The following is a 22,930-nucleotide window of genomic DNA, read 5'->3' as shown; positions in this document are numbered from 1 at the left end:
CGTGAAATGAACATTGCCGATTATGATGCCGAACTGTGGCAGGCTATGGAGCAGGAAAAAGTACGTCAGGAAGAGCACATCGAACTGATCGCCTCCGAAAACTACACCAGCCCGCGCGTTATGCAGGCGCAGGGTTCTCAGCTGACCAACAAATACGCTGAAGGTTACCCAGGCAAACGCTACTACGGCGGTTGCGAATACGTTGATATCGTTGAACAGCTGGCGATTGACCGTGCGAAAGAACTGTTTGGCGCAGACTACGCTAACGTGCAGCCGCACTCCGGCTCTCAGGCTAACTTTGCTGTCTACACCGCGCTGCTGCAGCCGGGCGATACCGTGCTGGGTATGAACCTGGCGCAGGGTGGCCACCTGACTCACGGCTCCCCGGTTAACTTCTCCGGCAAACTGTACAACATCATCCCTTACGGTATTGATGAGTCCGGTAAAATTGACTACGACGAGATGGCTAAGCTGGCTCAGACCCACAAACCGAAAATGATCATCGGTGGCTTCTCTGCTTACTCCGGCGTTGTAGACTGGGCAAAAATGCGTGAAATCGCAGACAGCATCGGTGCTTACCTGTTCGTCGACATGGCACACGTTGCCGGTCTGATTGCCGCAGGCGTTTACCCGAACCCGGTTCCACACGCACACGTTGTGACCACGACCACTCACAAAACCCTGGCGGGTCCACGCGGTGGCCTGATCCTGGCGAAAGACGGCAGCGAAGAGCTGTTCAAAAAACTGAACTCCGCCGTGTTCCCAAGCGCGCAGGGTGGCCCACTGATGCACGTGATCGCCGGTAAAGCGGTTGCGCTGAAAGAAGCGATGGAGCCAGAGTTCAAAGTTTACCAGCAGCAGGTTGCTAAAAACGCTAAAGCGATGGTGGAAGTGTTCCTGAACCGCGGCTACAAAGTGGTTTCTGGCGGTACTGAAAACCACCTGTTCCTGCTGGACCTGGTGGATAAAAACCTGACCGGTAAAGAAGCTGATGCCGCGCTGGGCCGCGCTAACATCACCGTTAACAAAAACAGCGTACCGAACGATCCTAAGAGCCCGTTCGTGACTTCCGGTATCCGTATCGGTTCCCCAGCGGTAACTCGCCGCGGCTTCAAAGAAGCTGAAGTGAAAGAGCTGGCTGGCTGGATGTGTGATGTGCTGGACAACATCAACGATGAATCTGTCATCGAAAGCGTCAAAGCGAAAGTGCTGGATATCTGCGCTCGCTTCCCGGTTTACGCGTAATCGCTAACCGTAAGATGCAAAAAAGGCCGCGTATGCGGCCTTTTTTTATGCCTGATAAGCATCGTGCCATCAGACAAACCATCAACGCCTATCTAACGAAATTTTCCCCGGCCCGGCAATCGCCAGCAACAGGAACGCGCCTGAAATACTGACATTCTTGTAGAAGTTAATCATGTTTGGCATCACCGCATCACCGGTCATGTTCCAGAAGTGGTGGCCAATCACCGCCGTCCCCAGAGTGTAGAAGATAAAAAGCACCGCCAGCGGACGGGTAAAGAAGCCCAGAATCACCAGGATAACGGCAGGCACTTCCATCACAATGGCAATAATGGCGGCGAGGGAAGGCATCGGTGCGCCCGACGCCGCCATATATTGTACCGTCCCGTCGAAGTGAAGCATTTTGGGATAGCCGAAAAGAATAAACAGCAGCACGATGGCGATACGGGCGATCAGTAGTAACAGATCGCGCGAAGCGCCGAAGTCGAGATAACGGAGAGCGTTCATGGTCATTCCATTGTGTAAGTACGTGTGATTTAAACGTAATACACAATATGGTTCCCTGCCAGCGCGCGCACATAAATCAGTCTTATGGCTGGAACGCACGTATTGTGCCTGACGGGACCATAACCCTGCTTTGATGCCCGGTTATATGAATATTTCTAATACGAAGTTCGTCGTTTTTCTGCTCGCTCTTATTACAGATTCAGCGAGAAGCCTTTAGAACCTTACCGCATTTTTCATCGCTCGCCTGGCCGTTGCCGCTCATTGCGGCCTGAATGCACTCCTGATAATCCAGCGATGAAAGGGTTTCGTTACTGCTATGCGTTTGCGGCTTTGACGGTGTGCTGGCACAGCCCATCAATAAAAATACAACGAGTGCGGGGAGAAGGATTTTCATGGTTCCATCCTGAGTTATTGGTGTCCGTGATGACAGTGTGCACCGCGGTGAAGCGAGCGCTGTAACCGTTTGTGCGGACGGATGACTGGCGCAAAAATAGCTAAAGGTGACGCCCATCACAATTATCTCGTTAACGTGAGGAGTAGTTCTCTTCAGAATGTGGGGTGAGTCATTAGACTAGGGATTCCACAACGGGAGGAACCATGGTTTTGCACTCCACGCGCTGGCTGGCGCTCAGTTACTTCACCTACTTTTTTAGCTACGGTATTTTTCTTCCTTTCTGGAGCGTCTGGCTCAAAGGCGCAGGGCCATCGCCCGAAACCATCGGTCTGCTGCTTGGCGCGGGGCTGGTTGCCCGTTTTCTCGGGAGCCTGCTGATTGCGCCGCGCGTGAGCGATCCTTCGCGCTTAATCAGCGTACTGCGCATTCTGGCGCTGATGACGCTGCTGTTCGCCGCCGCGTTCTGGGCGGGAACGAAGGTCGCCTGGCTGATGGTGGTGATGATAGGCTTCAACCTGTTCTTCTCGCCGCTGGTGCCATTGACCGATGCGCTGGCGAATACCTGGCAAAAACAGATAACCATGGACTATGGCCGGGTGCGACTGTGGGGCTCAATTGCCTTTGTGATTGGCTCTGCGCTCACCGGTAAGCTGGTCAGCCTGTTCGATTATCACGTGATTTTGTTGATGCTGAGCCTTGGCGTCGCGTCGATGCTGTTGGGGATGCTGCTGAAGCCTTCGGTGATGCCGCTCGGCGAAACACGCCATCAGGAGAGCGTTGGTTGGCCAGCCTGGCGCTCCTTAATCACGCAAAACTGGCGCTTTCTCGCCTGCGTCAGTCTGCTTCAGGGGGCTCACGCGGCCTATTACGGTTTCAGCGCCATCTTCTGGGAAGGGGCAGGATATTCGGCATCGGCCATCGGCTATCTGTGGTCGTTGGGCGTGGTCGCCGAAGTGGTCACTTTTGCGCTGAGCAAAAAAGTTTTCCGCCGCTTTAGCGCGCGGGATCTGCTGCTGCTGTCGGCGGTTTGCGGCGTTATCCGCTGGGGGCTGATGGGCTGGACCACGAGCCTGCCGTGGCTGATTCTGATTCAGATCCTGCATTGTGGCACCTTCACCGTCTGTCATCTGGCGGCGATGCGCTATATTGCCGCCCGCCAGGGAAGCGAAGTCATTCGCCTGCAGGCGGTCTACTCGGCGGTGGCGATGGGCGGCAGTATTGCGGTGATGACCATGTTCTCCGGCTTCCTTTATCAGCATCTCCATCAGGGGCTGTTCTGGGTGATGGCGCTGGTGGCACTACCGGCACTGGTGCTGCGACCAAAAACCGTCGCCCGCTAGGTCTCCAGAATCTTGCAGATATGCTGCTGCTGGTGCTCGCTGAGCGGTTGCTCGGCGTGGATCAGCGGCGGTGAAAACAGAGGCAGGGCAATCGCGTAAGGCGAGATAACCAGCGTGCTGTTTTTCGGCGCGCCTTCTTTCTGGAACGTATTAACCGCCAGGTATTTCACGGTCAGCGGCAGCAGCGTCAGTTCGCGAAGCTGCTGTTCTATTTCTTGCTCAAGCGCCGGGTTATTTCCGGTCAGCAGTACCACCTGTTTTTCCTGTAGATCGCTTTCCTGCATCAGTCCTGCTCCAAAAATTACCGCAATCAGCGCCGCTTCATCGTCGCTAAAATTCAGGCTATAGCGCGTTTCAAAGTCACTCAGCGCCGCGCGGGTGGTGCGAATTAAGCGTGGGTACAGGCGGTGGATCTCTTCGGGTAGATGATGATCGATACCGATCTCAAACACGCAGCGATTCAGCGCCTGCGACAGATGCACGTAGAGTTGATCGTGCAGACCGCGCTCATCGGTGAAATGGCAGTGCGCTTCATGTTGAAAACGATCGACCAGCCTGGCAATTGCCAGATGCAGTTGCTTATCCTGCTCACGCCCATCAAACAGAGGATTGGGCACCTTCAGCAGCATAAACAGCAACGCGAGGAAGTGCTGCTCGTTACGGTTCGGCGTCTGCATAACGCGTCGCTGCCAGTGATGGACAATATCCGCCGCCATCTGGTATTCAACGGTCGACTGTGTCCAGGCGCTTTGTAGCGGAGTAAAGCGTGGGCTTTCTCCCTGATGGTGCTGTAGCAGACAGTATTGCAGATACAGACGCAGGAACTGCCCGTCGCGACATTCGAATTCGCGCTGCAGGCTGCGGGCACAGCGGTTTACCAGCGCCTGCAGGTTGGTTTCATCGTACAGCGTACGAGGAATTTTCAGCTGTTTGAGCTGCGTTTTAAGTGCCGGTGTAAAATGTTGGGTAACAAAATGGGGGCATAAACGCAATGCGCGGCGAAGCCAGTGCAGCAAGCACAGGCGCAGGTCTAGAGTGGTGCCTTCAATCCGATAGCAGCCATCCGCCTGAGTGGCGATCGCCAGACGATGGTAACGCTCAACCTCCTCTCCGGCTTCAATGACATCTTGCCGGGCGGTGGAAACATCGACATTATTCACCATGCCAATGTATTCCGCCGTGATGGAATGACCAGGGAGATAGAGCATCAGCAGCGCCTGGCAGCGGCGCTGCGGACTGGAAAGCACAGATGGCGGTTCGAGTACGGTCATCATCTGTTGGGATCCAGCAGCAGGTTATGAGCTTAAGAATAGACAAAAGATTACGGTAGCTAATGAGCTTTAGCTAAGGAATGCAGGTGACGGTCACAGAATTTTTCACTGAGGAACGGATGAAGAGAGTGAAACAATGCGCGGTTCTGATGTTTCTTACGCTTTTATCGGCAAACGCCGGTGCGCATCCGCATAGTTTTATTACCATCACCAACCAACTGGTGGTGGCCGATGGCAAGCTGACCGGCATGAAAATGCGCTGGGTGATGGATGAGCTCACCTCGGCGGATTTGCTCTATGACGCGGGGAAGGCGAAACCGGGCGATGAGGTCTGGAAAAAACTGGCGGCGGAAGTGATGGCAAACGTGCTGGGACAGCACTATTTTACCGAGTTCTGGCACGACGGGAAAAAGGTGAAGTTCGAGAATCTGCCAACCGCTTACGGCCTGGCTCGTCAGGGGCATCAGGCGGTGCTGACCTTTACGCTACCGCTGGCAACGCCGCAGCCGCTGGCGGGACAGACCTATACCTTTTCCACTTTTGACCCAACGTACTATGTCGATATGAGCTATGAAAAGGACGGTGACGTCGCGTTCGGACCTGATTTCAAAGGGGCATGCAAGGTCAGCGTTCATACGCCAAAACCGAATGAAGACATGCTCTCCTACGCGCAGTCGCTCGACAAAGCGGATGCACCGCCAGAGGACATGGACCTTGGAAAACAGTTTGCTCAGAAGGTGACTATCGCATGTCAGTAATCTCCTTTAACCGCCGTACGTCGCGCCGCTGGCTTCCACTCTGGCCGCTGCTGTTGTTCTTCATCGTCGCCGCCTTCGGCCTGCTGTGGCTTTGGCACGCCTGGCCGCAGGTCATGATGAAAAGCGTTATCTGGCAGCGCGATGTTAACCAGCAGATGAGTGGCCTATTAAAAGCGGTGGCGGAGAATCCGACTCAGGCGGGTGGGGCGCTACTGTTGTTTAGCTTTGTCTACGGCGTACTGCACGCGCTGGGGCCGGGACACGGAAAGGTGGTTATCACGACGTGGCTGGCAACCCACCCTTCAAAATTAAAATCCAGTCTTGGCCTCACGCTCGCCGCTTCTTTATTACAGGGGCTGGTGGCAATAGGGCTGGTGGTGGTGGTTCTGACGCTGTTGCAGCTTCCGGCGAGGCAGCTGCATCTCAGCAGCTTTTGGCTAGAGAAGGGCAGCTATGCGCTCGTGGGCGTACTCGGACTCTTATTGTGCTGGCGGGCGCTAAAAAAGCTGCGGGCACTGCTGCGCAAACCGAAGTTTACCGCGTTTACGCCGCACCACGTTCATGACCAACACTGCGGCTGCGGCCATCAGCATATGCTCGACCCGAAACAGCTTGAGCGCGATGAAGACTGGCGTGCCAGGCTGGTGATCGTGCTGTCGATGGGAATGCGTCCCTGCTCCGGGGCCATTATGGTGCTGCTGTTTAGTAAAGTGATTGGTGTGTTCGGCTGGGGCGTTGCCTCAGCGCTGGCGATGGCGGCGGGCACATCTATCACCATCTCCTCTCTGGCGCTGCTGGTTCACGCTTTTCGCACCCTTGCGGTGAAACTCAGCGGCAATCGCACGCCGGTACTCTGGCGGCAGGTTGGCTGGACGACGCTAGCGCTGGCAGGTGGGGTGGTTCTGGTGGCAGCGGCTGTGGTTATGTGGGTGAGCGCAGTGCCGGTCGGTAGAGGGTTAAGACCGTTCTAAAGCTGAAATGCTGGTCAAAATAAGGTGACCAGCATGCTTTCACGAGAGGATTCGGCCAGCTTTAACGTTAGTTCAACGTATAATTCAGCGTGATTTCAGCCTTCAACACTTGGGAAACCGGGCAGCCTGCTTTGGCTTTCTGGATGATGCCATCAAACTGTCTCGGATCGATACCGGGCACTCTCACCTTACTTTGCAGGGCGATTTTGGTAATGGCAAATCCGCTATCGGTTTTGTCCAGCGAGACGTCTGCCGTGGTATCAATGGTATCAGCGGTATAACCCGCTTCGCCCAGCATCAGTGATAACGCCATCGAAAAACAGGCTGCGTGTGCGGCGCCAATCAGCTCTTCCGGGTTGGTGCCTTTTGCGCCTTCAAAGCGGGTATTAAAGCCGTAAGGTTGTTGGTTAAGAACGCCGCTTTCGGTAGAAACCGTCCCTTTTCCGCGTTTGATATCGCCTGACCAGTGCGCTGAACCATGCTTGTGAATTGTCATTCTCATTCTCCTTTTGGCTAACAAAAGATTAAGTATAGACGACGGATTTGGCCGTAACGGGAAGCGCGATAATTCTGGGGCAGGGGAGGGGTAAAAAAAAAGAAGCCCACAACGGGGCTTCTTCTTAATGACGCAATGTCCGGACTTAGCGCTTCAGCGCTTCGCTCAGCTCGTCACGCATGTTCGCCAGCATGGCTTTCACGATGCGTGGGTTACCAGCAACGATGTTGCCGGTCATCATGTAGTTGTGGCCACCGGTGAAGTCACAAACGATGGAACCAGACTCACGAGCGATCAGTTCGCCAGCGGCGAAGTCCCATGGTTTCAGACCGATTTCGAAGAAACCGTCAACGCGCGCAGCGGCAACGTAGGCCAGATCCAGCGCAGCGGAACCGGAGCGACGGAAGTCCGCGCATTCGGTAAACATTTTTCCGAGGATGTTCATGTAGGCAGGGGCGTGCTGTTTCACTTTGAATGGGAAACCGGTCGCGATGATGGTGCCATCCAGGTCGCGGGCAGTGCTGCCACGCAGACGGTAACCGTTAAGCTGTGCGCCCTGACCGCGAGTCGCGGTGAACAGTTCGTTGCGCATTGGATCGTAAACCACTGCCACTTCAGTACGGCCTTTGATGCGTACGGCGATGGAAACGGAGAAGTGTGGAAGACGTTTGATAAAGTTGGTGGTGCCATCCAGTGGATCGATAACCCATTGAACATCCAGATCTTCGCCAACATGTTCACCGCTTTCTTCGGTGATGATGGTGTGTTGCGGGTAAGATTTGCGAATGGTGTCGATAATCATCGCTTCAGCGGCTTTATCAACGTTAGTCACGAAATCGTTGCTGCCTTTCTGGCTCGCTTCAACAGCTTCTGGTGTTTCGTAGTTTTTGGCAATCAGGTTACCCGCCTTGCGCGCTGCGCGCACGGCGATGTTCAGCATCGGATGCATCAGGTTACTCTCACTGGATGTTAAAGAACGGGGAAAACGGCGCATATCATAGCAGCGAATTCGGATTCTGTCTCAGGTTTATGGTAATATGGTCGAATAATCTTTAGACGAAGAATGACAATGCTGCAAAATATCCGAATCGTGCTGGTCGAAACCTCTCACACCGGCAATATGGGCTCCGTAGCCCGCGCTATGAAAACCATGGGGTTAACCAACTTGTGGCTGGTCAATCCGCTGGTGAAACCGGACTCCCAGGCCATCGCTCTGGCCGCCGGTGCCAGCGATGTGATTGGCAACGCGCAGATCGTTGATACCCTCGATGAAGCGTTGGCCGGTTGTAGCCTGGTGGTTGGTACCAGCGCGCGTTCCCGTACGCTGCCGTGGCCGATGCTCGACCCGCGTGAGTGTGGTCTAAAAAGCGTCTCAGAAGGTGAACATGCGCCGGTCGCGCTGGTGTTCGGTCGTGAGCGCGTTGGCCTGACCAACGATGAACTGCAGAAATGTCATTACCACGTCGCGATTGCCGCTAATCCGGAATACAGCTCGCTGAACCTGGCGATGGCCGTGCAGGTTATTGCTTATGAAGTGCGCATGGCCTGGCTGGCGACGCAGGAAAGCAATGAACCGAAGGTTGAGCACGAAGAGACGCCGTACCCGCTGGTGGACGATCTTGAACGTTTCTACGGTCACCTGGAGCAGACGCTGCTCTCTACCGGTTTCATTCGTGAAAACCATCCGGGGCAGGTGATGAGCCGTTTACGTCGTCTGTTTACCCGCGCGCGCCCGGAAAGCCAGGAGCTGAACATCCTGCGTGGAATTCTGGCGTCTATCGAGCAGCAGAATAAAGGCAAGTAACCGCGTTAATGCCGGATGGCGCTTCGCTTATCCGGCCTACAAATCGTGCGGCCCGTAGGCCGGATAAGCGAAGCGCCATCCGGCAAATCAATACCGCACGGAACGCCAAATACCTGACTAAATTACTCAAGTAAATAGTTGACTGTTTTAGTCAGGAATGTCAGACTTGGCCCTGCTATGCAATACCCACAATATTATTAAAAACCCCGGGCAGGGGCGAGTTTGAGGTTAAGTAAGACATGAGACTGACATCTAAAGGGCGTTATGCCGTAACCGCGATGCTGGACGTTGCACTCAACTCCGAAGCGGGCCCGGTGCCGTTGGCTGATATTTCTGAACGTCAGGGAATTTCACTCTCCTATCTGGAGCAGCTGTTCTCCCGTCTGCGTAAAAATGGCTTAGTATCCAGCGTACGCGGACCTGGCGGTGGTTATCTGCTGGGTAAAGAAGCAAACCACATCGCAGTGGGTGAAGTGATTAGCGCAGTGGACGAGTCCGTTGACGCAACCCGCTGTCAGGGGAAAGGTGGTTGCCAGGGCGGCGATAAATGTTTGACCCACGCACTCTGGCGCGATCTGAGCGACCGTCTGACTGGCTTCCTGAACAACATCACCCTCGGTGAACTGGTCAATAACCAGGAAGTTCTGGATGTGTCTGGTCGCCAACATTCGCACGACACCTCCCGCAATACCCGCGTACAAGACGCAATCGACGTTAAGTTACGTGCATAATCCACCTGCTCTGCCGTGTGCCTTATCGGGCGCACGTAGCAGGGCTGGTTATAGATAAAAATGAGATTTCAGAGTCAGGCCGGGACAGCGTCCCGTCAACACGGTCGTACATCCAGCCGGTTGCCTGACTCCTTGCATTGAGTGATGTACGGAGTTAAAGAGCAATGAAATTACCGATTTATCTCGACTACTCCGCAACCACGCCGGTGGACCCGCGTGTTGCCGAGAAAATGATGCAGTTTCTGACCCTGGACGGGACCTTTGGTAACCCGGCCTCTCGTTCACACCGTTTCGGCTGGCAGGCTGAAGAGGCGGTAGATATCGCCCGTAACCAGATTGCCGACCTCGTGGGTGCCGACCCGCGTGAAATCGTCTTCACCTCCGGTGCGACTGAATCCGACAACCTGGCGATTAAAGGTGCAGCCAACTTTTATCAGAAAAAAGGCAAGCACATCATCACCAGCAAAACCGAGCATAAAGCCGTGCTGGACACCTGTCGTCAGCTCGAGCGCGAAGGTTTCGAAATCACCTATCTGGCGCCACAGCGCAACGGCATTATCGATCTCAAAGAGCTCGAAGCCGCTATGCGTGACGACACCATCCTCGTCTCCATCATGCACGTGAACAACGAAATCGGCGTGGTGCAGGATATCGCGACCATCGGCGAAATGTGCCGTGCGCGCGGCATTATCTATCACGTGGATGCCACTCAGAGCGTGGGCAAACTGCCTATCGACCTGAGCCAGCTGAAAGTTGACCTGATGTCCTTCTCCGGTCACAAAATCTACGGTCCAAAAGGTATCGGCGCGCTGTACGTTCGTCGTAAACCACGTATCCGTATCGAAGCGCAGATGCACGGCGGCGGTCACGAGCGCGGCATGCGTTCCGGTACCCTGCCTGTTCACCAGATCGTCGGCATGGGCGAAGCTTACCGTATCGCGAAAGAAGAGATGGAGACCGAAATGGCCCGTCTGCGCGGTCTGCGTAACCGTCTGTGGAACGGCGTGAAGGATATGGAAGAAGTCTACCTGAACGGTGACCTTGAGCAGGGCGCTCCAAACATCCTCAACGTGAGTTTTAACTACGTTGAAGGTGAATCCCTGATTATGGCGCTGAAAGACCTGGCGGTTTCCTCCGGTTCTGCCTGTACTTCCGCAAGCCTTGAGCCATCCTACGTGCTGCGCGCACTGGGCATGACCGATGAGCTGGCGCATAGCTCCATTCGTTTCTCTTTAGGTCGTTTCACTACCGAAGAAGAGATTGACTACACCATCAATCTGGTTCGCAACTCCATTGGCCGTCTGCGCGACCTTTCTCCACTGTGGGAAATGTTCAAGCAGGGCGTGGATCTGAACAGCATTGAATGGTCGCATCATTAATCGGTACCGATAAGGAGAATTCATCATGGCTTACAGCGAAAAAGTAATCGATCACTACGAGAACCCACGTAACGTAGGTTCTTTCGACAACAGCGACGAGAGCGTCGGTAGCGGCATGGTCGGTGCTCCGGCCTGCGGCGACGTGATGAAGTTGCAGATTAAAGTCAACAATGAAGGTATCATTGAAGACGCGCGTTTCAAGACCTACGGCTGCGGTTCCGCCATTGCTTCCAGCTCCCTCGTGACCGAGTGGGTGAAGGGGAAATCCCTGGACGAAGCACAGGCCATTAAAAATACCGATATCGCAGACGAGCTTGAACTGCCACCAGTGAAAATTCACTGTTCTATCCTGGCAGAAGACGCGATTAAAGCCGCCATTGCGGATTACAAAAGCAAACGTGAAGCAAAATAATTAAGAGTTGAGGTTTTTATGTCGATTACCTTAAGCGACAGTGCAGCAGCGCGAGTCAATACCTTCTTGTCAAACCGCGGTAAAGGGTTTGGTCTGCGTCTTGGCGTGAGAACGTCCGGTTGTTCAGGTATGGCCTATGTACTGGAATTTGTTGACGAGCCGGCGGCAGAAGATACCGTTTTCGAAGACAAAGGCGTGAAGGTTGTCATCGACGGTAAGAGCCTGCAATTTCTTGACGGCACGCAGCTCGACTTCGTGAAAGAAGGTCTGAACGAAGGGTTTAAATTTACTAACCCGAACGTCAAAGACGAGTGCGGTTGCGGCGAAAGCTTTAACGTCTGATTTTGAGTCCTGCCAACCCCACCATAGTTTTACGGCTGTGCGTGGGGTTTGTTTTAAATAGTTAACCCTGAGATCGTCATGGATTACTTCACTCTCTTTGGATTGCCAGCCGATTATCACGTAGACACTCAGGCCCTCGCGGCACGCTTCCAGGACCTGCAGCGTCAGAACCACCCCGACCGTTTTGCTAGCGGCAGCGACGCTGAACAGCTCGCGGCGGTTCAGCGTTCTGCGAACATCAACCAGGCATGGCAAACGCTGCGTCATCCGCTGACGCGTGCTGAATATCTGCTCTCCCTTCACGGCTTTGATCTTGCCTCCGAACAGCACACCGTGCGCGACACCGCGTTCCTGATGGAACAGCTAGAACTGCGCGAAGAGCTCGACGAAATTGAACAGGCGAAAGACACTGACCGTCTGGAAGGGCTTCTCAAGCGTATCAAATCGATGTACAGCCAACGCCAGCAGCAGATGGTGGCCGAACTTGATTCGCAGACGTGGGACGCGGCGGCGGATACCGTACGCAAACTGCGTTTTCTCGATAAACTCCAAAGCAGCGCTGAATTACTCGAAGAAAAGCTGCTCGATTTTTGATTCTGGAAGCTTAACATGGCCTTATTACAAATTAGTGAGCCGGGTCTGAGCGCCGCACCGCACCAGCGTCGTCTGGCGGTGGGTATTGACTTAGGCACCACCAATTCCCTGGTGGCTACCGTGCGTAGCGGTCAGGCAGAAACGCTGGCCGACAATCAGGGGCATCACCTGCTGCCTTCCGTTGTGCACTATCAGGAGCAGGGCCACGTGGTCGGCTACGATGCACGCACCAACGCCGCGCTGGACCCTGCCAACACCATTAGTTCCGTCAAACGCATGATGGGCCGCTCGCTGGCGGATATCCAGGCGCGTTACCCACACCTGCCGTACCAGTTCCAGGCAAGCGAAAACGGCCTGCCGATGCTGGTGACCAAGGCCGGTGTACTGAACCCGATCCGCGTCTCGGCCGATATCCTTAAAGCGCTGGCGGCTCGTGCCACCGAAACGCTTGAAGGCGAGCTTGATGGCGTGGTGATTACCGTTCCCGCTTACTTCGACGATGCACAGCGTCAGGGCACCAAAGACGCCGCGCGTCTGGCGGGCCTGCACGTGCTGCGTCTGCTGAACGAACCGACCGCCGCGGCGATTGCCTACGGCCTCGACTCCGGTCAGGAAGGGGTGATTGCCGTCTACGATCTGGGCGGCGGCACCTTCGATATCTCTATTCTGCGCTTGAGCCGCGGCGTGTTTGAAGTGCTGGCCACCGGCGGCGATTCCGCGCTGGGCGGCGACGACTTCGACCACCTGCTGGCCGACCATATCCGCGAACAGGCGGGCATTGCCGATCGCAGCGACAACCGCGTACAGCGCGAGCTTCTTGACGCCGCCATCGCCGCCAAAATCGCCCTGAGCGATGCCGACCGCGTGACCGTTGAGGTTGCAGGCTGGAAAGGTGAAGTGACCCGCGAACAGTTTAACGACCTGATTTCCGCGCTGGTGAAGCGCACGCTGCTGGCCTGCCGCCGCGCGCTGAAAGATGCGGGCGTGGAAGCCGAAGAGGTGCTGGAAGTGGTCATGGTCGGTGGTTCTACCCGCGTACCGCTGGTTCGTGAGCGCGTAGGTGAATTCTTTGGCCGCACGCCGCTAACCTCTATCGACCCGGATAAAGTGGTCGCCATTGGCGCCGCTGTTCAGGCTGATATTCTGGTCGGTAACAAGCCGGACAGCGAAATGCTGCTGCTCGACGTGATCCCGCTCTCTCTCGGCCTCGAAACCATGGGTGGCCTGGTAGAGAAGGTTATCCCGCGTAACACCACCATTCCGGTGGCGCGCGCACAGGAGTTCACCACCTTTAAAGACGGCCAGACCGCGATGTCCATCCACGTGATGCAGGGCGAACGCGAACTGGTGCAGGACTGCCGTTCACTGGCGCGCTTTGCGCTGCGCGGTATCCCGGCGCTACCGGCTGGCGGTGCGCACATTCGCGTGACCTTCCAGGTGGACGCCGACGGCCTGCTGAGCGTCACCGCCATGGAAAAATCCACTGGCGTTGAGTCGTCTATTCAGGTGAAGCCGTCCTACGGTCTGACCGATGGCGAAATCGCCACCATGATTCAGGATTCCATGAGCTATGCCGAGCAGGACGTGAAAGCGCGTATGCTGGCAGAGCAGAAAGTGGAAGCCGCTCGCGTGCTGGAAAGCCTGCACAGCGCGCTGGCCGCTGATGCCGCGCTGTTAAGCGCCGCAGAGCGTCAGGAAATTGACGAGGCTGCCGCCGTGCTGAGCGCGGTTGCCGAGGGCAATGACACTGACGCCATAGAACAAGCCATTAAAAACGTTGACAAACAAACCCAGGAATTCGCCGCTCGCCGCATGGACCAATCCGTCCGTGTCGCGCTGAAAGGCCAATCCGTGGACGAGGTTTAATATGCCAAAGATTGTTTTTTTGCCACATCAGGACCTGTGTCCGGATGGCATCGTTGTGGAAGCTGAGACCGGTGAAACTATTCTGGATGCTGCGCTGCGTAGCGGTATCGAGATTGAACACGCCTGCGAAAAATCCTGTGCCTGCACCACCTGCCACTGCATCGTGCGTGAAGGCTTCGACTCGCTGCCAGAAAGCACCGAAGACGAAGACGATATGCTGGATAAAGCCTGGGGGCTGGAACCAGATAGCCGCCTGAGCTGCCAGGCCCGCGTAACGGATGAAGACCTGGTGGTCGAAATTCCGCGTTACACAATTAACCACGCGCGCGAGCACTAAGAGGATAGTATGGGACTTAAGTGGACTGACAGCCGCGAAATCGGCGAAGCGCTATACGATGCTTACCCGGATACCGATCCGAAAACGGTGCGCTTTACCGACATGCACCAGTGGATTTGCGACCTCGAAGATTTTGATGACGATCCTCAGGCATCAAATGAAAAAGTTCTTGAGGCAATTCTGCTAGTCTGGTTGGATGAAGCAGACTAAGTCACATAACGGGCTGCCATTCGGCGGCCCGTTTGCTAATAAGGATAAAAAAAATGACAGAAGCCATGAAAATTACCCTTTCTACTCAGCCAGCCGATGCGCGCTGGGGTGAAAAAGCGGCCTATAGCATTAATGATGAAGGTATTGTCCTGCACCTGACCGGCCGCGACGATGCGGGTCTTATCCAGCGCGCGGCGCGTAAGATCGACGGCATGGGCATCAAGCATGTTGCGCTGGCTGGTGAAGGCTGGAATGTTGATCTGGCGTGGGCTTTCTGGGCGGGCTACAAAGGGCCAAAAGGCACCCGTCAGGTTGAATGGCCTGAACTGGACGACGCACAGCGCCAGGAACTGGACAACCGTCTTATCTACATTGATTGGGTTCGCGACACTATCAACGCCCCGGCGGAAGAACTGGGGCCGGAACAGCTGGCGCAGCGTGCGGTTGACCTGCTGTGCGGTGTGGCGTGCGACAACGTCTCTTATCGCATCACCAAAGGCGAAGATCTGCGTGAGCAGGGTTACGCTGGCCTGCACACCGTGGGTCGTGGTTCCGAACGTCCGCCAGTGCTGCTGGCGCTGGACTACAACCCAACGGGCGATAAAGAAGCACCGGTTTACGCTTGCCTGGTCGGTAAAGGGATTACCTTCGACTCCGGCGGCTACAGCATCAAACAGAGTGCGTTCATGGACTCCATGAAGTCCGATATGGGCGGTGCGGCGACGGTGACCGGCGCGCTGGCGCTGGCGATTACTCGTGGCCTGAACAAGCGCGTAAAACTGTACCTGTGCTGCGCGGACAACCTGATCAGCGGTAATGCCTTCAAGCTTGGCGATATCATCCACTACCGTAACGGTAAAAATGTGGAAGTGATGAACACCGATGCGGAAGGTCGCCTGGTGCTGGCCGACGGCCTGATTGACGCTAGCGCGCAGAAGCCTGAGCTTATCATCGATGCGGCAACCCTGACCGGGGCGGCCAAAACCGCGCTGGGCAACGATTACCACGCGCTGTTCAGCTTTGACGACAAGCTGGCTAACCGCCTGCTGGCGAGCGCCAGTGCGGAAAATGAAGCCTTCTGGCGTCTGCCGCTGGCGGAGTTCCACCGCAACCAGTTGCCGTCTAATTTTGCTGAGCTGAACAACACCGGCAGCGCGGCCTACCCGGCGGGCGCAAGCACCGCGGCGGGCTTCCTGTCCCACTTCGTAGAGAACTATCACGAAGGTTGGCTGCACATCGACTGTTCCGCCACCTACCGTAAAGCGGCCGTTGAGCAGTGGTCGGCGGGTGCAACCGGGCTGGGCGTGCGGACTATCGCGAATCTGTTGACCGCGTAGGCCGGATAAGCGTGGCGCCATCCGGCAAAATACTGGCGGGGGCGCTTCGCTTGCCCGCCCTACAGTAACCATTGAATTTGTGGCCTTATGTCTGAAAGCAAAAACGAACTCGAAACGCTGCTGGAACAAGCAGCGACCGAACCTGCCCATCGTCCGGCCTTTTTCCGCACCTTACTGGAATCCACCGTTTGGGTTCCCGGCACCGCCGCCGATGATCAACAGGTCGTTGACGACAGCGCCTTAGAATTACAGCACTGGGAAAAAGACGACGGCACCTCCGCCATCCCGTTTTTCACCTCGCTGGAAGCTCTGAAAGAGGCGGTGACTACCGAGCAGGCCTTCGTGGTCATGCCGGTACGTACGTTGTTTGAAATGACCCTCGGTGAGACGCTGTTCCTGAACGCAAAGCTGCCGACCGGCAAAGAGTTTACTCCGCGTGAAATCAGTCACCTGATTGGCGAAGAGGGCAATCCGCTCAGCACGCAGGAAGTGCTCGAAGGCGGCAGCGCGCTGCTGCTCTCGGAAGTGGCAGAGCCACCGGCTCAGATGGTGGAGTCGCTGACTACGCTGTTTAAAACCCTGAAAACGGTGAAACGTGCGTTTATCTGTTCCATTAAAGAGCGTGCGGACGAGCAGCCGAATCTGTTGATCGGTATTGAAGCGGAAGGGGATATCGAAGAGATTATTCACGCCGCTGGCAGCGTGGCGACCGACACTCTACCGGGTGACGAGCCGATTGATATCTGTCAGGTAGTAGAAGGCGAGAAGGGCATCAGCCACTTTATGCTCGCCCATATTACGCCGTTCTATGAAAAACGCTGGGGCAGTTTCCTGCGTGATTTTAAGCAGAACCGAATCATTTGAAACCATGCCGGATGGCGGCGTAAACGCGTTATCCGGCCTACCATTGTAGCCCGGGCGAGGCGTTTACGCCGACCCCGGGATGGCTTTACACCTGAGGCTCAATCGGCAAATCGTCGCGCGCGCCCCATTCGCTCCAGGCGCCGTCATACAGCACCACCTCTTTTGCATCCAGCGTTTTCAGTGCCAGCAGCACTACCGCCGCCGTCACGCCGGAACCACAGCTGGTAATAATCGGCTGGCTAAGGTCGACGCCCTGACGGGCAAAAATCGCTTCCAGCTCGTCCGTGGTTTTCAGTTCACCGTTAAAGGTGAGCTCGTTCCATGGCACGTTCAGCGCACCGGGAATATGGCCGCGGCGCAGGCCGGGACGCGGTTCATCCACTTCAGCATTAAAACGACCGGCTGGACGTGCATCGACAATCTGCACCGAGCGCTCATGGCTTGCCAGCAGCACATCGGTCAGACGTACAACGGCCTCGGCGTTAAACTTAACCTCAAATTCGCCTTCACCGGCATCAACATCGCCTTTTTCGAGCAGCAGTTCATCGCGCTGCCAGCCCGCGAGGCCGCCTGCCAGAATAGAGACGTTTTCCACGCCGAAGGTTTTCAGCATCCACCACGCGCGCGGCGCGGAGAACAGGTTACCTTCGTCATAGACCACCAGATGCTTATCGCTGTTGACGCCCAGTTCGCGCATGGCAACAGCGAAGGCTTCAGGACGCGGCATCATGTGCGGCAATGAAGTGGTATGGTCGGAAAGCGCTTCGATATCAAAGAACAGCGCGCCAGGCAGATGACCCGCGCGGTATTCGCCCGCCATATCCCGGTGCTCCTGCCCTGGAGGTGCCATCCGGGCATCAATGATTTGAACTGCCGGGTCGTTAATGTGCTCAGCCAGCCAATCGGCGGCGACAAAGAAAGAGGTGGTCATGAGGTGCCTCCATTTGCAAACGTAGAGGAATTGTCGACGTTTTCCCTTAGGCTGACAAGTTAACTACGCCCTGGTTGTGATTGAGGCGATAGGGAATCTGAAAAGGATGTCCGGAAATGACCGTTCTATTGGTAAAAGTCACGTTTGCGCATAATACTATGTCAATTAACGAAATAGAGACTTAACGTCAGAGGTTCTAAGGATGAAACCGTTCCGTTTAGCCGTGCTTGCTATGCTGACCGCCACGCTTCTTGTCGGATGTGACGATAGCAAGAAAGCGCCGGATGCCAAACCCGCCGCTTCCGCATCGCAGAAAGCCGCGCCCGCCAAACCAGATGCTGCACAGTTGGAAAAGCTGGCTCAACAAAGCCAGGGTAAAGCGCTTACGCTACTTGATGCCTCTGAAGTGCAGCTCGATGGCGCCGCCACGCTGGTGTTGACCTTCTCTATTGCGCTTAACCCCGATCAGGATTTCAGCAAAACCGTCCACGTTGTGGATAAGAAAAGCGGCAAGGTTGACGGCGCCTGGGAGCTAGCACCCAACCTGAAAGAGCTGCGCCTACGCCATCTTGAGCCTAAGCGCGACCTTATTGTGACCGTCGACCCTGAACTGGCGGCGCTGAATAAAGCGACCTTCGGTACCAGCGTTGAAAAAACGCTGACCACCCGAGATATTGCGCCAAGCGTTGGTTTTGCCAGCCGTGGCTCTCTGTTGCCCGGTAAAGTGGTTGAAGGGCTGCCGGTGATGGTGCTCAACGTGCCACACGTCGACGTTAACTTCTTCCGCGTGAAGCCGGAGTCGCTAGCGGCGTTTGTCAGCCAGTGGGAGTACCGCAGTTCGCTCAGCAATTGGGAATCTGATGAACTGCTGAAAATGGCGGACCTCGTCTATACCGGACGTTTTGACCTGAACCCGGCGCGCAACACGCGGGAGAAATTGCTGCTGCCGCTGAAAGATATCGCGCCGCTGCAGCAGTCTGGCGTTTATATTGCGGTGATGAATCCGGCCGGACAATACAGCTACAGCAATGCCGCTACGCTCTTTACCTTAAGCGATGTTGGCGTATCGCTGCACCGCTACCACAATCAGCTGGATGTCTTCACTCAGAGCCTCGAGAACGGCGCTGCCCAGTCGGCGGTTGAGCTGACGCTGCTTAACGACAAAGGGCAAACGCTGGCTCAGGCCAACAGCGATAGCCAGGGCCATGCCACCCTCAAAACCGATAAAGACGCCGCGCTGCTGCTGGCGCGAAAAGAGGGGCAAACCACTTTACTCGACCTGAAACTTCCGGCGCTGGATCTGGCCGAGTTCGATATTGCGGGGGACCCGGGCTACAGCAAACAGTTCTTTATGTTTGGCCCTCGAGATCTTTATCGTCCCGGTGAAACGGTGATCCTCAACGGTTTGCTGCGCGACGGTGACGGCAAGCCGCTGCCAGAACAGCCGGTGAAGCTGGAGGTGGTGAAACCGGATGGGCAAGTCATTCGTAGCGTGGTGAGCCAGCCGGTCAACGGCCTGTATCAGTTTACCTACCCGCTGGACGCTAGCGCGGCAACCGGCATGTGGCATATTCGCGCTAACACTGGCGATAACCAACTGCGCGAGTGGGATTTCCACGTTGAAGATTTTATGCCCGAACGCATGGCGCTGAACCTGACGCCGCAGCCCACACCGCTAGCACCGGGTGACGACGTGAAGTTTGACGTGGTGGGTTACTATCTTTACGGCGCGCCAGCCAGCGGTAACAGCCTGCAGGGTAAGCTCTTTTTACGTCCGCTACGCGAGGCCGTGGCCGCGCTACCGGGCTTCCAGTTTGGTGATATTGCTGAAGAAAATACCTCCCGCAGCCTCGATGAAATGAACCTGACGCTGGACGGCAAAGGTCGTGGTGAGGTCACCACCGCCAGCCAGTGGCAGGAAACGCACTCGCCGCTGCAGGTCATCCTGCAGGCAAGTCTGCTGGAGTCCGGTGGTCGCCCGGTAACCCGTCGTGCCACTCAGGCCATCTGGCCCGCGCCTGAACTGCCGGGTATTCGTCCGCAGTTCGCCAGCAAGGCGGTCTATGACTACCGCACCGACACCACGGTGAATCAACCGATCGTCGATGAAAACAGCCAGGCGTCGTTTGATATCGTTTACACCAATGCGCAGGGTGAAAAAAAGGCCGTTTCTGACCTTCAGGTTCGGCTAATCCGCGAACGCCGCGACTACTACTGGAACTGGTCGGAAAGCGACGGCTGGCAGTCCCGTTTTGATCAAAAAGATCTGGTCGAGGGCGAAGAGTCGCTGAGCCTGAAAGCCGATGAAACCGGCAAGGTCAGCTTCCCGGTAGAGTGGGGCGCTTATCGGTTAGAGGTTAAAGCGCCTGACGACGCGGTGACCAGCGTGCGCTTCTGGGCCGGTTATAGCTGGCAGGACAACAGCGACGGCAGCGGCGCGGCGCGTCCGGACAGCGTCACCCTGAAGCTGGACAAACCGAACTACCGACCTGGCGATACCATTAAACTGCACGTCGCGGCCCCGGCGGCGGGAAAAGGCTATGCCATGGTGGAGTCCAGCGACGGCCCGCTGTGGTGGCAAGAAATCAACGTTCCGGCGGAAGGGCTGGATCTTTCCATTCCGGTGGATAAGAGCTGGAACCGTCACGATCTTTACCTCAGTGCGCTGGTGGTGCGCCCGGGTGATAAATCCCGCTCCGCCACGCCGAAACGGGCGGTGGGCGTGCTGCATCTACCGCTTGGCGATGAACAGCGTCGGCTGGGTGTGACGCTTGAAAGTCCGCAAAAAATGCGGCCAAACCAGCCGCTGACCGTCAAGGTGAAGGTGAACCGCAAAGAGGGCGATACGCCGAAGCAGGTGAACGTGCTGCTTTCCGCCGTGGATAGCGGCGTGCTGAACATTACCGACTACACCACCCCCGACCCGTGGCAGGCGTTCTTCGGCCAGAAACGTTACGGCGCGGATATCTATGACATCTACGGGCAGGTGATTGAAGGCCAGGGACGACTGGCGAGCCTGCGCTTTGGCGGCGATGGTGATGAACTTAACCGCGGCGGTAAACCGCCGGTTAACCACGTCACGATTATTGCCCAGCAGGCACAGCCCGTCACGCTTGATGAAAACGGCGAAGGCACCATTACGATGCCGATTGGTGATTTTAACGGCGAGCTTCGCGTGATGGCGCAGGCCTGGACGGCGGAAGATTTTGGCAGCGCTGAGTCTAAAGTGGTGGTTGCCGCGCCGGTGGTGGTTGAGCTGAATACGCCGCGCTTTATGGCCGGTGGTGACAGCGCGCGACTGACGCTGGATGTAACCAACCTGACGGACAAACCGCAGACGCTCAACGTTCAATTAGCGGCCAGCGGCCTGCTACAGCTGAAAGGCGCACAGCCGGAGCCGGTTACGCTGGAGCCTGGTGTACGCCATACGCTTTTTGTCCCGGTTAGCGCTGGCGAAGGCTACGGTGATGGTGAAGTCAATGTCACGGTGACGGGGATGACGCTACCGGGTGAAACTCTGGCCGACTTCCACAAACAGTGGAAAATCGGCGTGCGTCCGGCCTATCCGGCACAAACCGTCAATAGCGGCGCGGTGCTACAACCGGGTGAAAGCTGGAACGTTCCGGAAAACCAGCACCTGAACTTCTCACCGGCTACGCTACAGGGACAGCTGCTATTAAGCGGTAAACCACCGCTGAATCTGGCCCGCTATATTCGCGAACTGAAGGCCTATCCTTACGGCTGCCTGGAGCAGACCGCCAGCGGCCTCTTCCCGCAGCTTTATACCAATGCCGCGCAGCTTAAAACGTTGGGCATTGTCGGTGAAAGCGACGACAAACGTCGCGCGGCGGTGGATATCGGGATTTCGCGTCTGCTGCAAATGCAGAAAGATAACGGCGGCTTCGCGCTGTGGGATAAAGACGGCCCGGAAGAGTACTGGCTGACCGCCTACGCGATGGACTTCCTGGTGCGCGCGGGTGAGCAGGGCTATAGCGTACCGGCAGAGGCGATTAACAAAGGCAATAACCGTATGCTGCGCTATTTGCAGGAGCCGGGGCTGATGAACGTACGTTATACCGACGATAACGCGGCAAGCCGCTTCGCGATTCAGGCCTATGCAGGTCTGGTGCTGGCACGGCAGCAAAAAGCGCCGCTTGGCGCGCTGCGTGAACTGTGGGAACGTCGCGCTCAGGCGGGTTCCGGCCTGCCGCTAATGCAGTTAGGGATTGCGCTGAAAGCGATGGGGGATGCACCGCGCAGCGAACAGGCTATCCAGCTTTCGCTCACCACCAAACGTGAGGATCAGCGGCGCTGGCTGGCGGATTACGGCAGTGCGCTTCGCGATAACGCGCTGATGCTTTCGCTGCTGGAAGAGAACAAGCTCCTGCCTGACGCGCAAAACACGCTGCTGCAAACGCTCTCCGAGCAGGCGTTCAGCGAGCGCTGGCTGTCGACCCAGGAGAACAATGCGCTGTTCCTGGCGGCGAAAGGCGTACTTGACCTGCCGGGCAACTGGCAGGCGCAAACCTCGTTTGAAAGCCAGCCGCTGCAAGGGGAGAAAGCCCTGACGCGAAATCTCGACGGTGATCAGCTCTCTACCTTGACGGTGACGAACAAGGGTGAACAGCCGCTGTGGCTGCGCCTTGATAGCACCGGGTATCCGGAGAATGCGCCTGCGGCGTCCAGCAACGTGCTGCATATCGAGCGGCAGTTCTACGGCACCGACGGGCAGCGTAAATCGCTCTCATCATTGCGCAGCGGTGAACTGGTACTGGTGAAGCTGGACGTTAACGCCAGCCAGAACGTACCGGATGCGTTGGTTGTCGATATGCTGCCAGCGGGGCTGGAGTTAGAAAACCAAAACCTGGCGAACAGCAGCGCCAATTTGCAGGACAACGGCACTGAGGTGCAGGAGTGGCTAAACCAGATGCAGCAGGCAGATATCCAGCATATGGAATTCCGCGACGATCGCTTTGTGGCGGCGGTTTCGGTGAGCGCCAATCAGCCGGTGACGCTTATCTACCTCGCTCGTGCGGTGATGCCGGGCACCTACCGCGTGCCGCCGTCTCAGGTTGAGTCTATGTATGTTCCGGGCTGGCGCGCCGTTGGGGCGGCGGACGATATGCTGATCGTTGTGCCGTAGG

22 protein-coding genes are annotated in these 22,930 nt (G+C 56.4%); 16 read left to right on the top strand and 6 right to left on the bottom strand.

Translation table 11 applies throughout. The annotated features are described in order from the left end of the window. On the top strand, positions 1-1,245 hold a 1,245-nt coding region (gene glyA, locus RDN66_RS15080), incomplete at its 5' end, for a serine hydroxymethyltransferase (protein ID WP_308537955.1). An 81-nt stretch (positions 1,246-1,326) separates the two neighbouring features. Here glyA and RDN66_RS15075 read toward each other — a convergent pair. Together RDN66_RS15075 and RDN66_RS15070 are read right to left on the bottom strand one after the other, a co-directional pair. Then, positions 1,327-1,749: a DoxX family protein gene (locus RDN66_RS15075; protein ID WP_202217435.1), complete on the bottom strand. Its 423-nt coding sequence runs from the start codon at positions 1,747-1,749 to the stop codon at positions 1,327-1,329. Positions 1,750-1,948: 199 nt separating this feature from the next. Continuing rightward, positions 1,949-2,143 (bottom strand): ChiQ/YbfN family lipoprotein, encoded by a 195-nt coding sequence (locus RDN66_RS15070; protein WP_202217436.1) that lies wholly within the window; start codon positions 2,141-2,143, stop codon positions 1,949-1,951. 203 nt (positions 2,144-2,346) lie between these two features. On the opposite strand from RDN66_RS15070, the gene RDN66_RS15065 reads away from it, so the two are divergent. Continuing rightward, a complete protein-coding gene (locus RDN66_RS15065; protein ID WP_202217437.1) occupies positions 2,347-3,483 on the top strand; it encodes a 3-phenylpropionate MFS transporter in 1,137 nt (378 codons plus the stop codon). Here the strand turns inward: RDN66_RS15065 and csiE are convergent. Further along, the gene (csiE, locus tag RDN66_RS15060) at positions 3,480-4,757 is read right to left on the bottom strand and encodes a stationary phase inducible protein CsiE (RefSeq protein ID WP_202217438.1); all 1,278 of its coding nucleotides are present in this window, start codon (positions 4,755-4,757) and stop codon (positions 3,480-3,482) included. The two genes, RDN66_RS15065 and csiE, sit on opposite strands and share 4 nt — an antisense overlap. A gap of 116 nt (positions 4,758-4,873) precedes the next feature. On the opposite strand from csiE, the gene RDN66_RS15055 reads away from it, so the two are divergent. After that, positions 4,874-5,512 (top strand): DUF1007 family protein, encoded by a 639-nt coding sequence (locus RDN66_RS15055; protein ID WP_123650337.1) that lies wholly within the window; start codon positions 4,874-4,876, stop codon positions 5,510-5,512. Beyond that, a complete protein-coding gene (locus tag RDN66_RS15050) occupies positions 5,503-6,483 on the top strand; it encodes a nickel/cobalt transporter (protein ID WP_308537954.1) in 981 nt (326 codons plus the stop codon). The genes RDN66_RS15055 and RDN66_RS15050 overlap by 10 nt, the downstream gene beginning before the upstream one ends. A 67-nt stretch (positions 6,484-6,550) precedes the next feature. Here RDN66_RS15050 and RDN66_RS15045 read toward each other — a convergent pair whose 3' ends face one another. Both RDN66_RS15045 and suhB read right to left on the bottom strand, forming a co-directional pair. Further along, positions 6,551-6,979: an OsmC family protein gene (locus tag RDN66_RS15045; protein ID WP_035891357.1), complete on the bottom strand. Its 429-nt coding sequence runs from the start codon at positions 6,977-6,979 to the stop codon at positions 6,551-6,553. A gap of 145 nt (positions 6,980-7,124) precedes the next feature. Further along, positions 7,125-7,928 (bottom strand): inositol-1-monophosphatase, encoded by an 804-nt coding sequence (gene suhB, locus RDN66_RS15040; protein ID WP_035891358.1) that lies wholly within the window; start codon positions 7,926-7,928, stop codon positions 7,125-7,127. 120 nt (positions 7,929-8,048) lie between these two features. On the opposite strand from suhB, the gene trmJ reads away from it, so the two are divergent. From trmJ to sseB, 11 genes are all read left to right on the top strand, one after another. Next, positions 8,049-8,783, top strand: a complete 735-nt coding sequence (gene trmJ / locus RDN66_RS15035; RefSeq protein ID WP_035891359.1) for a tRNA (cytosine(32)/uridine(32)-2'-O)-methyltransferase TrmJ — start codon at positions 8,049-8,051, stop codon at positions 8,781-8,783. 239 nt (positions 8,784-9,022) lie between these two features. Next, positions 9,023-9,514, top strand: coding sequence for a Fe-S cluster assembly transcriptional regulator IscR (gene iscR, locus RDN66_RS15030; protein ID WP_035891361.1), 492 nt, complete (start codon positions 9,023-9,025; stop codon positions 9,512-9,514). Positions 9,515-9,678: 164 nt separating this feature from the next. Next, positions 9,679-10,893, top strand: a complete 1,215-nt coding sequence (iscS, locus tag RDN66_RS15025; protein ID WP_035891364.1) for a cysteine desulfurase — start codon at positions 9,679-9,681, stop codon at positions 10,891-10,893. 25 nt (positions 10,894-10,918) lie between these two features. Continuing rightward, complete coding sequence (gene iscU, locus RDN66_RS15020; protein WP_005120408.1) at positions 10,919-11,305, top strand: Fe-S cluster assembly scaffold IscU; 387 nt, start codon at positions 10,919-10,921, stop codon at positions 11,303-11,305. A gap of 18 nt (positions 11,306-11,323) precedes the next feature. Next, positions 11,324-11,647 (top strand): iron-sulfur cluster assembly protein IscA, encoded by a 324-nt coding sequence (iscA, locus tag RDN66_RS15015; protein WP_035891367.1) that lies wholly within the window; start codon positions 11,324-11,326, stop codon positions 11,645-11,647. A gap of 78 nt (positions 11,648-11,725) precedes the next feature. Beyond that, a complete protein-coding gene (gene hscB / locus RDN66_RS15010; protein WP_035891370.1) occupies positions 11,726-12,241 on the top strand; it encodes a co-chaperone HscB in 516 nt (171 codons plus the stop codon). A gap of 15 nt (positions 12,242-12,256) precedes the next feature. Further along, positions 12,257-14,107 (top strand): Fe-S protein assembly chaperone HscA, encoded by a 1,851-nt coding sequence (hscA, locus tag RDN66_RS15005; protein WP_202217440.1) that lies wholly within the window; start codon positions 12,257-12,259, stop codon positions 14,105-14,107. A gap of 1 nt (position 14,108) precedes the next feature. Continuing rightward, complete coding sequence (fdx, locus tag RDN66_RS15000) at positions 14,109-14,444, top strand: ISC system 2Fe-2S type ferredoxin (RefSeq protein WP_035891374.1); 336 nt, start codon at positions 14,109-14,111, stop codon at positions 14,442-14,444. 9 nt (positions 14,445-14,453) lie between these two features. Further along, the gene (gene iscX, locus RDN66_RS14995) at positions 14,454-14,654 is read left to right on the top strand and encodes a Fe-S cluster assembly protein IscX (RefSeq protein WP_035891375.1); all 201 of its coding nucleotides are present in this window, start codon (positions 14,454-14,456) and stop codon (positions 14,652-14,654) included. A 53-nt stretch (positions 14,655-14,707) separates the two neighbouring features. After that, positions 14,708-15,991: an aminopeptidase PepB gene (pepB, locus tag RDN66_RS14990; protein WP_035891525.1), complete on the top strand. Its 1,284-nt coding sequence runs from the start codon at positions 14,708-14,710 to the stop codon at positions 15,989-15,991. Between the two features lie 87 nt (positions 15,992-16,078). After that, positions 16,079-16,855: an enhanced serine sensitivity protein SseB gene (gene sseB, locus RDN66_RS14985; RefSeq protein WP_202217442.1), complete on the top strand. Its 777-nt coding sequence runs from the start codon at positions 16,079-16,081 to the stop codon at positions 16,853-16,855. A gap of 85 nt (positions 16,856-16,940) precedes the next feature. Here sseB and sseA read toward each other — a convergent pair whose 3' ends face one another. Then, complete coding sequence (gene sseA / locus RDN66_RS14980; protein WP_035891380.1) at positions 16,941-17,786, bottom strand: 3-mercaptopyruvate sulfurtransferase; 846 nt, start codon at positions 17,784-17,786, stop codon at positions 16,941-16,943. A gap of 202 nt (positions 17,787-17,988) precedes the next feature. Between sseA and RDN66_RS14975 the strand changes: the two genes are divergently transcribed. Further along, positions 17,989-22,929 (top strand): alpha-2-macroglobulin, encoded by a 4,941-nt coding sequence (locus RDN66_RS14975; protein WP_202217443.1) that lies wholly within the window; start codon positions 17,989-17,991, stop codon positions 22,927-22,929. Position 22,930 lies beyond the last annotated feature (1 nt).

It is taken from the genome of uncultured Kluyvera sp. (assembly GCF_902485085.1).
GTDB lineage: Bacteria > Pseudomonadota > Gammaproteobacteria > Enterobacterales > Enterobacteriaceae > Kluyvera > Kluyvera ascorbata.
This window is presented reverse-complemented; position numbering and strand designations above follow the sequence as displayed.

Excerpts from the sequence above, each read along its gene's own strand:
- RDN66_RS15075 (WP_202217435.1), bottom strand. The coding sequence starts at position 1,749 with ATGAACGCTCTCCGTTATCTCGACTTCGGCGCTTCGCGCGATCTGTTA.
- RDN66_RS15070 (WP_202217436.1), bottom strand. The coding sequence starts at position 2,143 with ATGAAAATCCTTCTCCCCGCACTCGTTGTATTTTTATTGATGGGCTGT.
- RDN66_RS15065 (WP_202217437.1), top strand. The coding sequence starts at position 2,347 with ATGGTTTTGCACTCCACGCGCTGGCTGGCGCTCAGTTACTTCACCTAC.
- csiE (WP_202217438.1), bottom strand. The coding sequence starts at position 4,757 with ATGATGACCGTACTCGAACCGCCATCTGTGCTTTCCAGTCCGCAGCGC.
- RDN66_RS15055 (WP_123650337.1), top strand. The coding sequence starts at position 4,874 with ATGAAGAGAGTGAAACAATGCGCGGTTCTGATGTTTCTTACGCTTTTA.
- RDN66_RS15050 (WP_308537954.1), top strand. The coding sequence starts at position 5,503 with ATGTCAGTAATCTCCTTTAACCGCCGTACGTCGCGCCGCTGGCTTCCA.
- RDN66_RS15045 (WP_035891357.1), bottom strand. The coding sequence starts at position 6,979 with ATGACAATTCACAAGCATGGTTCAGCGCACTGGTCAGGCGATATCAAA.
- suhB (WP_035891358.1), bottom strand. The coding sequence starts at position 7,928 with ATGCATCCGATGCTGAACATCGCCGTGCGCGCAGCGCGCAAGGCGGGT.
- trmJ (WP_035891359.1), top strand. The coding sequence starts at position 8,049 with ATGCTGCAAAATATCCGAATCGTGCTGGTCGAAACCTCTCACACCGGC.
- iscR (WP_035891361.1), top strand. The coding sequence starts at position 9,023 with ATGAGACTGACATCTAAAGGGCGTTATGCCGTAACCGCGATGCTGGAC.
- iscS (WP_035891364.1), top strand. The coding sequence starts at position 9,679 with ATGAAATTACCGATTTATCTCGACTACTCCGCAACCACGCCGGTGGAC.
- iscU (WP_005120408.1), top strand. The coding sequence starts at position 10,919 with ATGGCTTACAGCGAAAAAGTAATCGATCACTACGAGAACCCACGTAAC.
- iscA (WP_035891367.1), top strand. The coding sequence starts at position 11,324 with ATGTCGATTACCTTAAGCGACAGTGCAGCAGCGCGAGTCAATACCTTC.
- hscB (WP_035891370.1), top strand. The coding sequence starts at position 11,726 with ATGGATTACTTCACTCTCTTTGGATTGCCAGCCGATTATCACGTAGAC.
- hscA (WP_202217440.1), top strand. The coding sequence starts at position 12,257 with ATGGCCTTATTACAAATTAGTGAGCCGGGTCTGAGCGCCGCACCGCAC.
- fdx (WP_035891374.1), top strand. The coding sequence starts at position 14,109 with ATGCCAAAGATTGTTTTTTTGCCACATCAGGACCTGTGTCCGGATGGC.
- iscX (WP_035891375.1), top strand. The coding sequence starts at position 14,454 with ATGGGACTTAAGTGGACTGACAGCCGCGAAATCGGCGAAGCGCTATAC.
- pepB (WP_035891525.1), top strand. The coding sequence starts at position 14,708 with ATGACAGAAGCCATGAAAATTACCCTTTCTACTCAGCCAGCCGATGCG.
- sseB (WP_202217442.1), top strand. The coding sequence starts at position 16,079 with ATGTCTGAAAGCAAAAACGAACTCGAAACGCTGCTGGAACAAGCAGCG.
- sseA (WP_035891380.1), bottom strand. The coding sequence starts at position 17,786 with ATGACCACCTCTTTCTTTGTCGCCGCCGATTGGCTGGCTGAGCACATT.
- RDN66_RS14975 (WP_202217443.1), top strand. The coding sequence starts at position 17,989 with ATGAAACCGTTCCGTTTAGCCGTGCTTGCTATGCTGACCGCCACGCTT.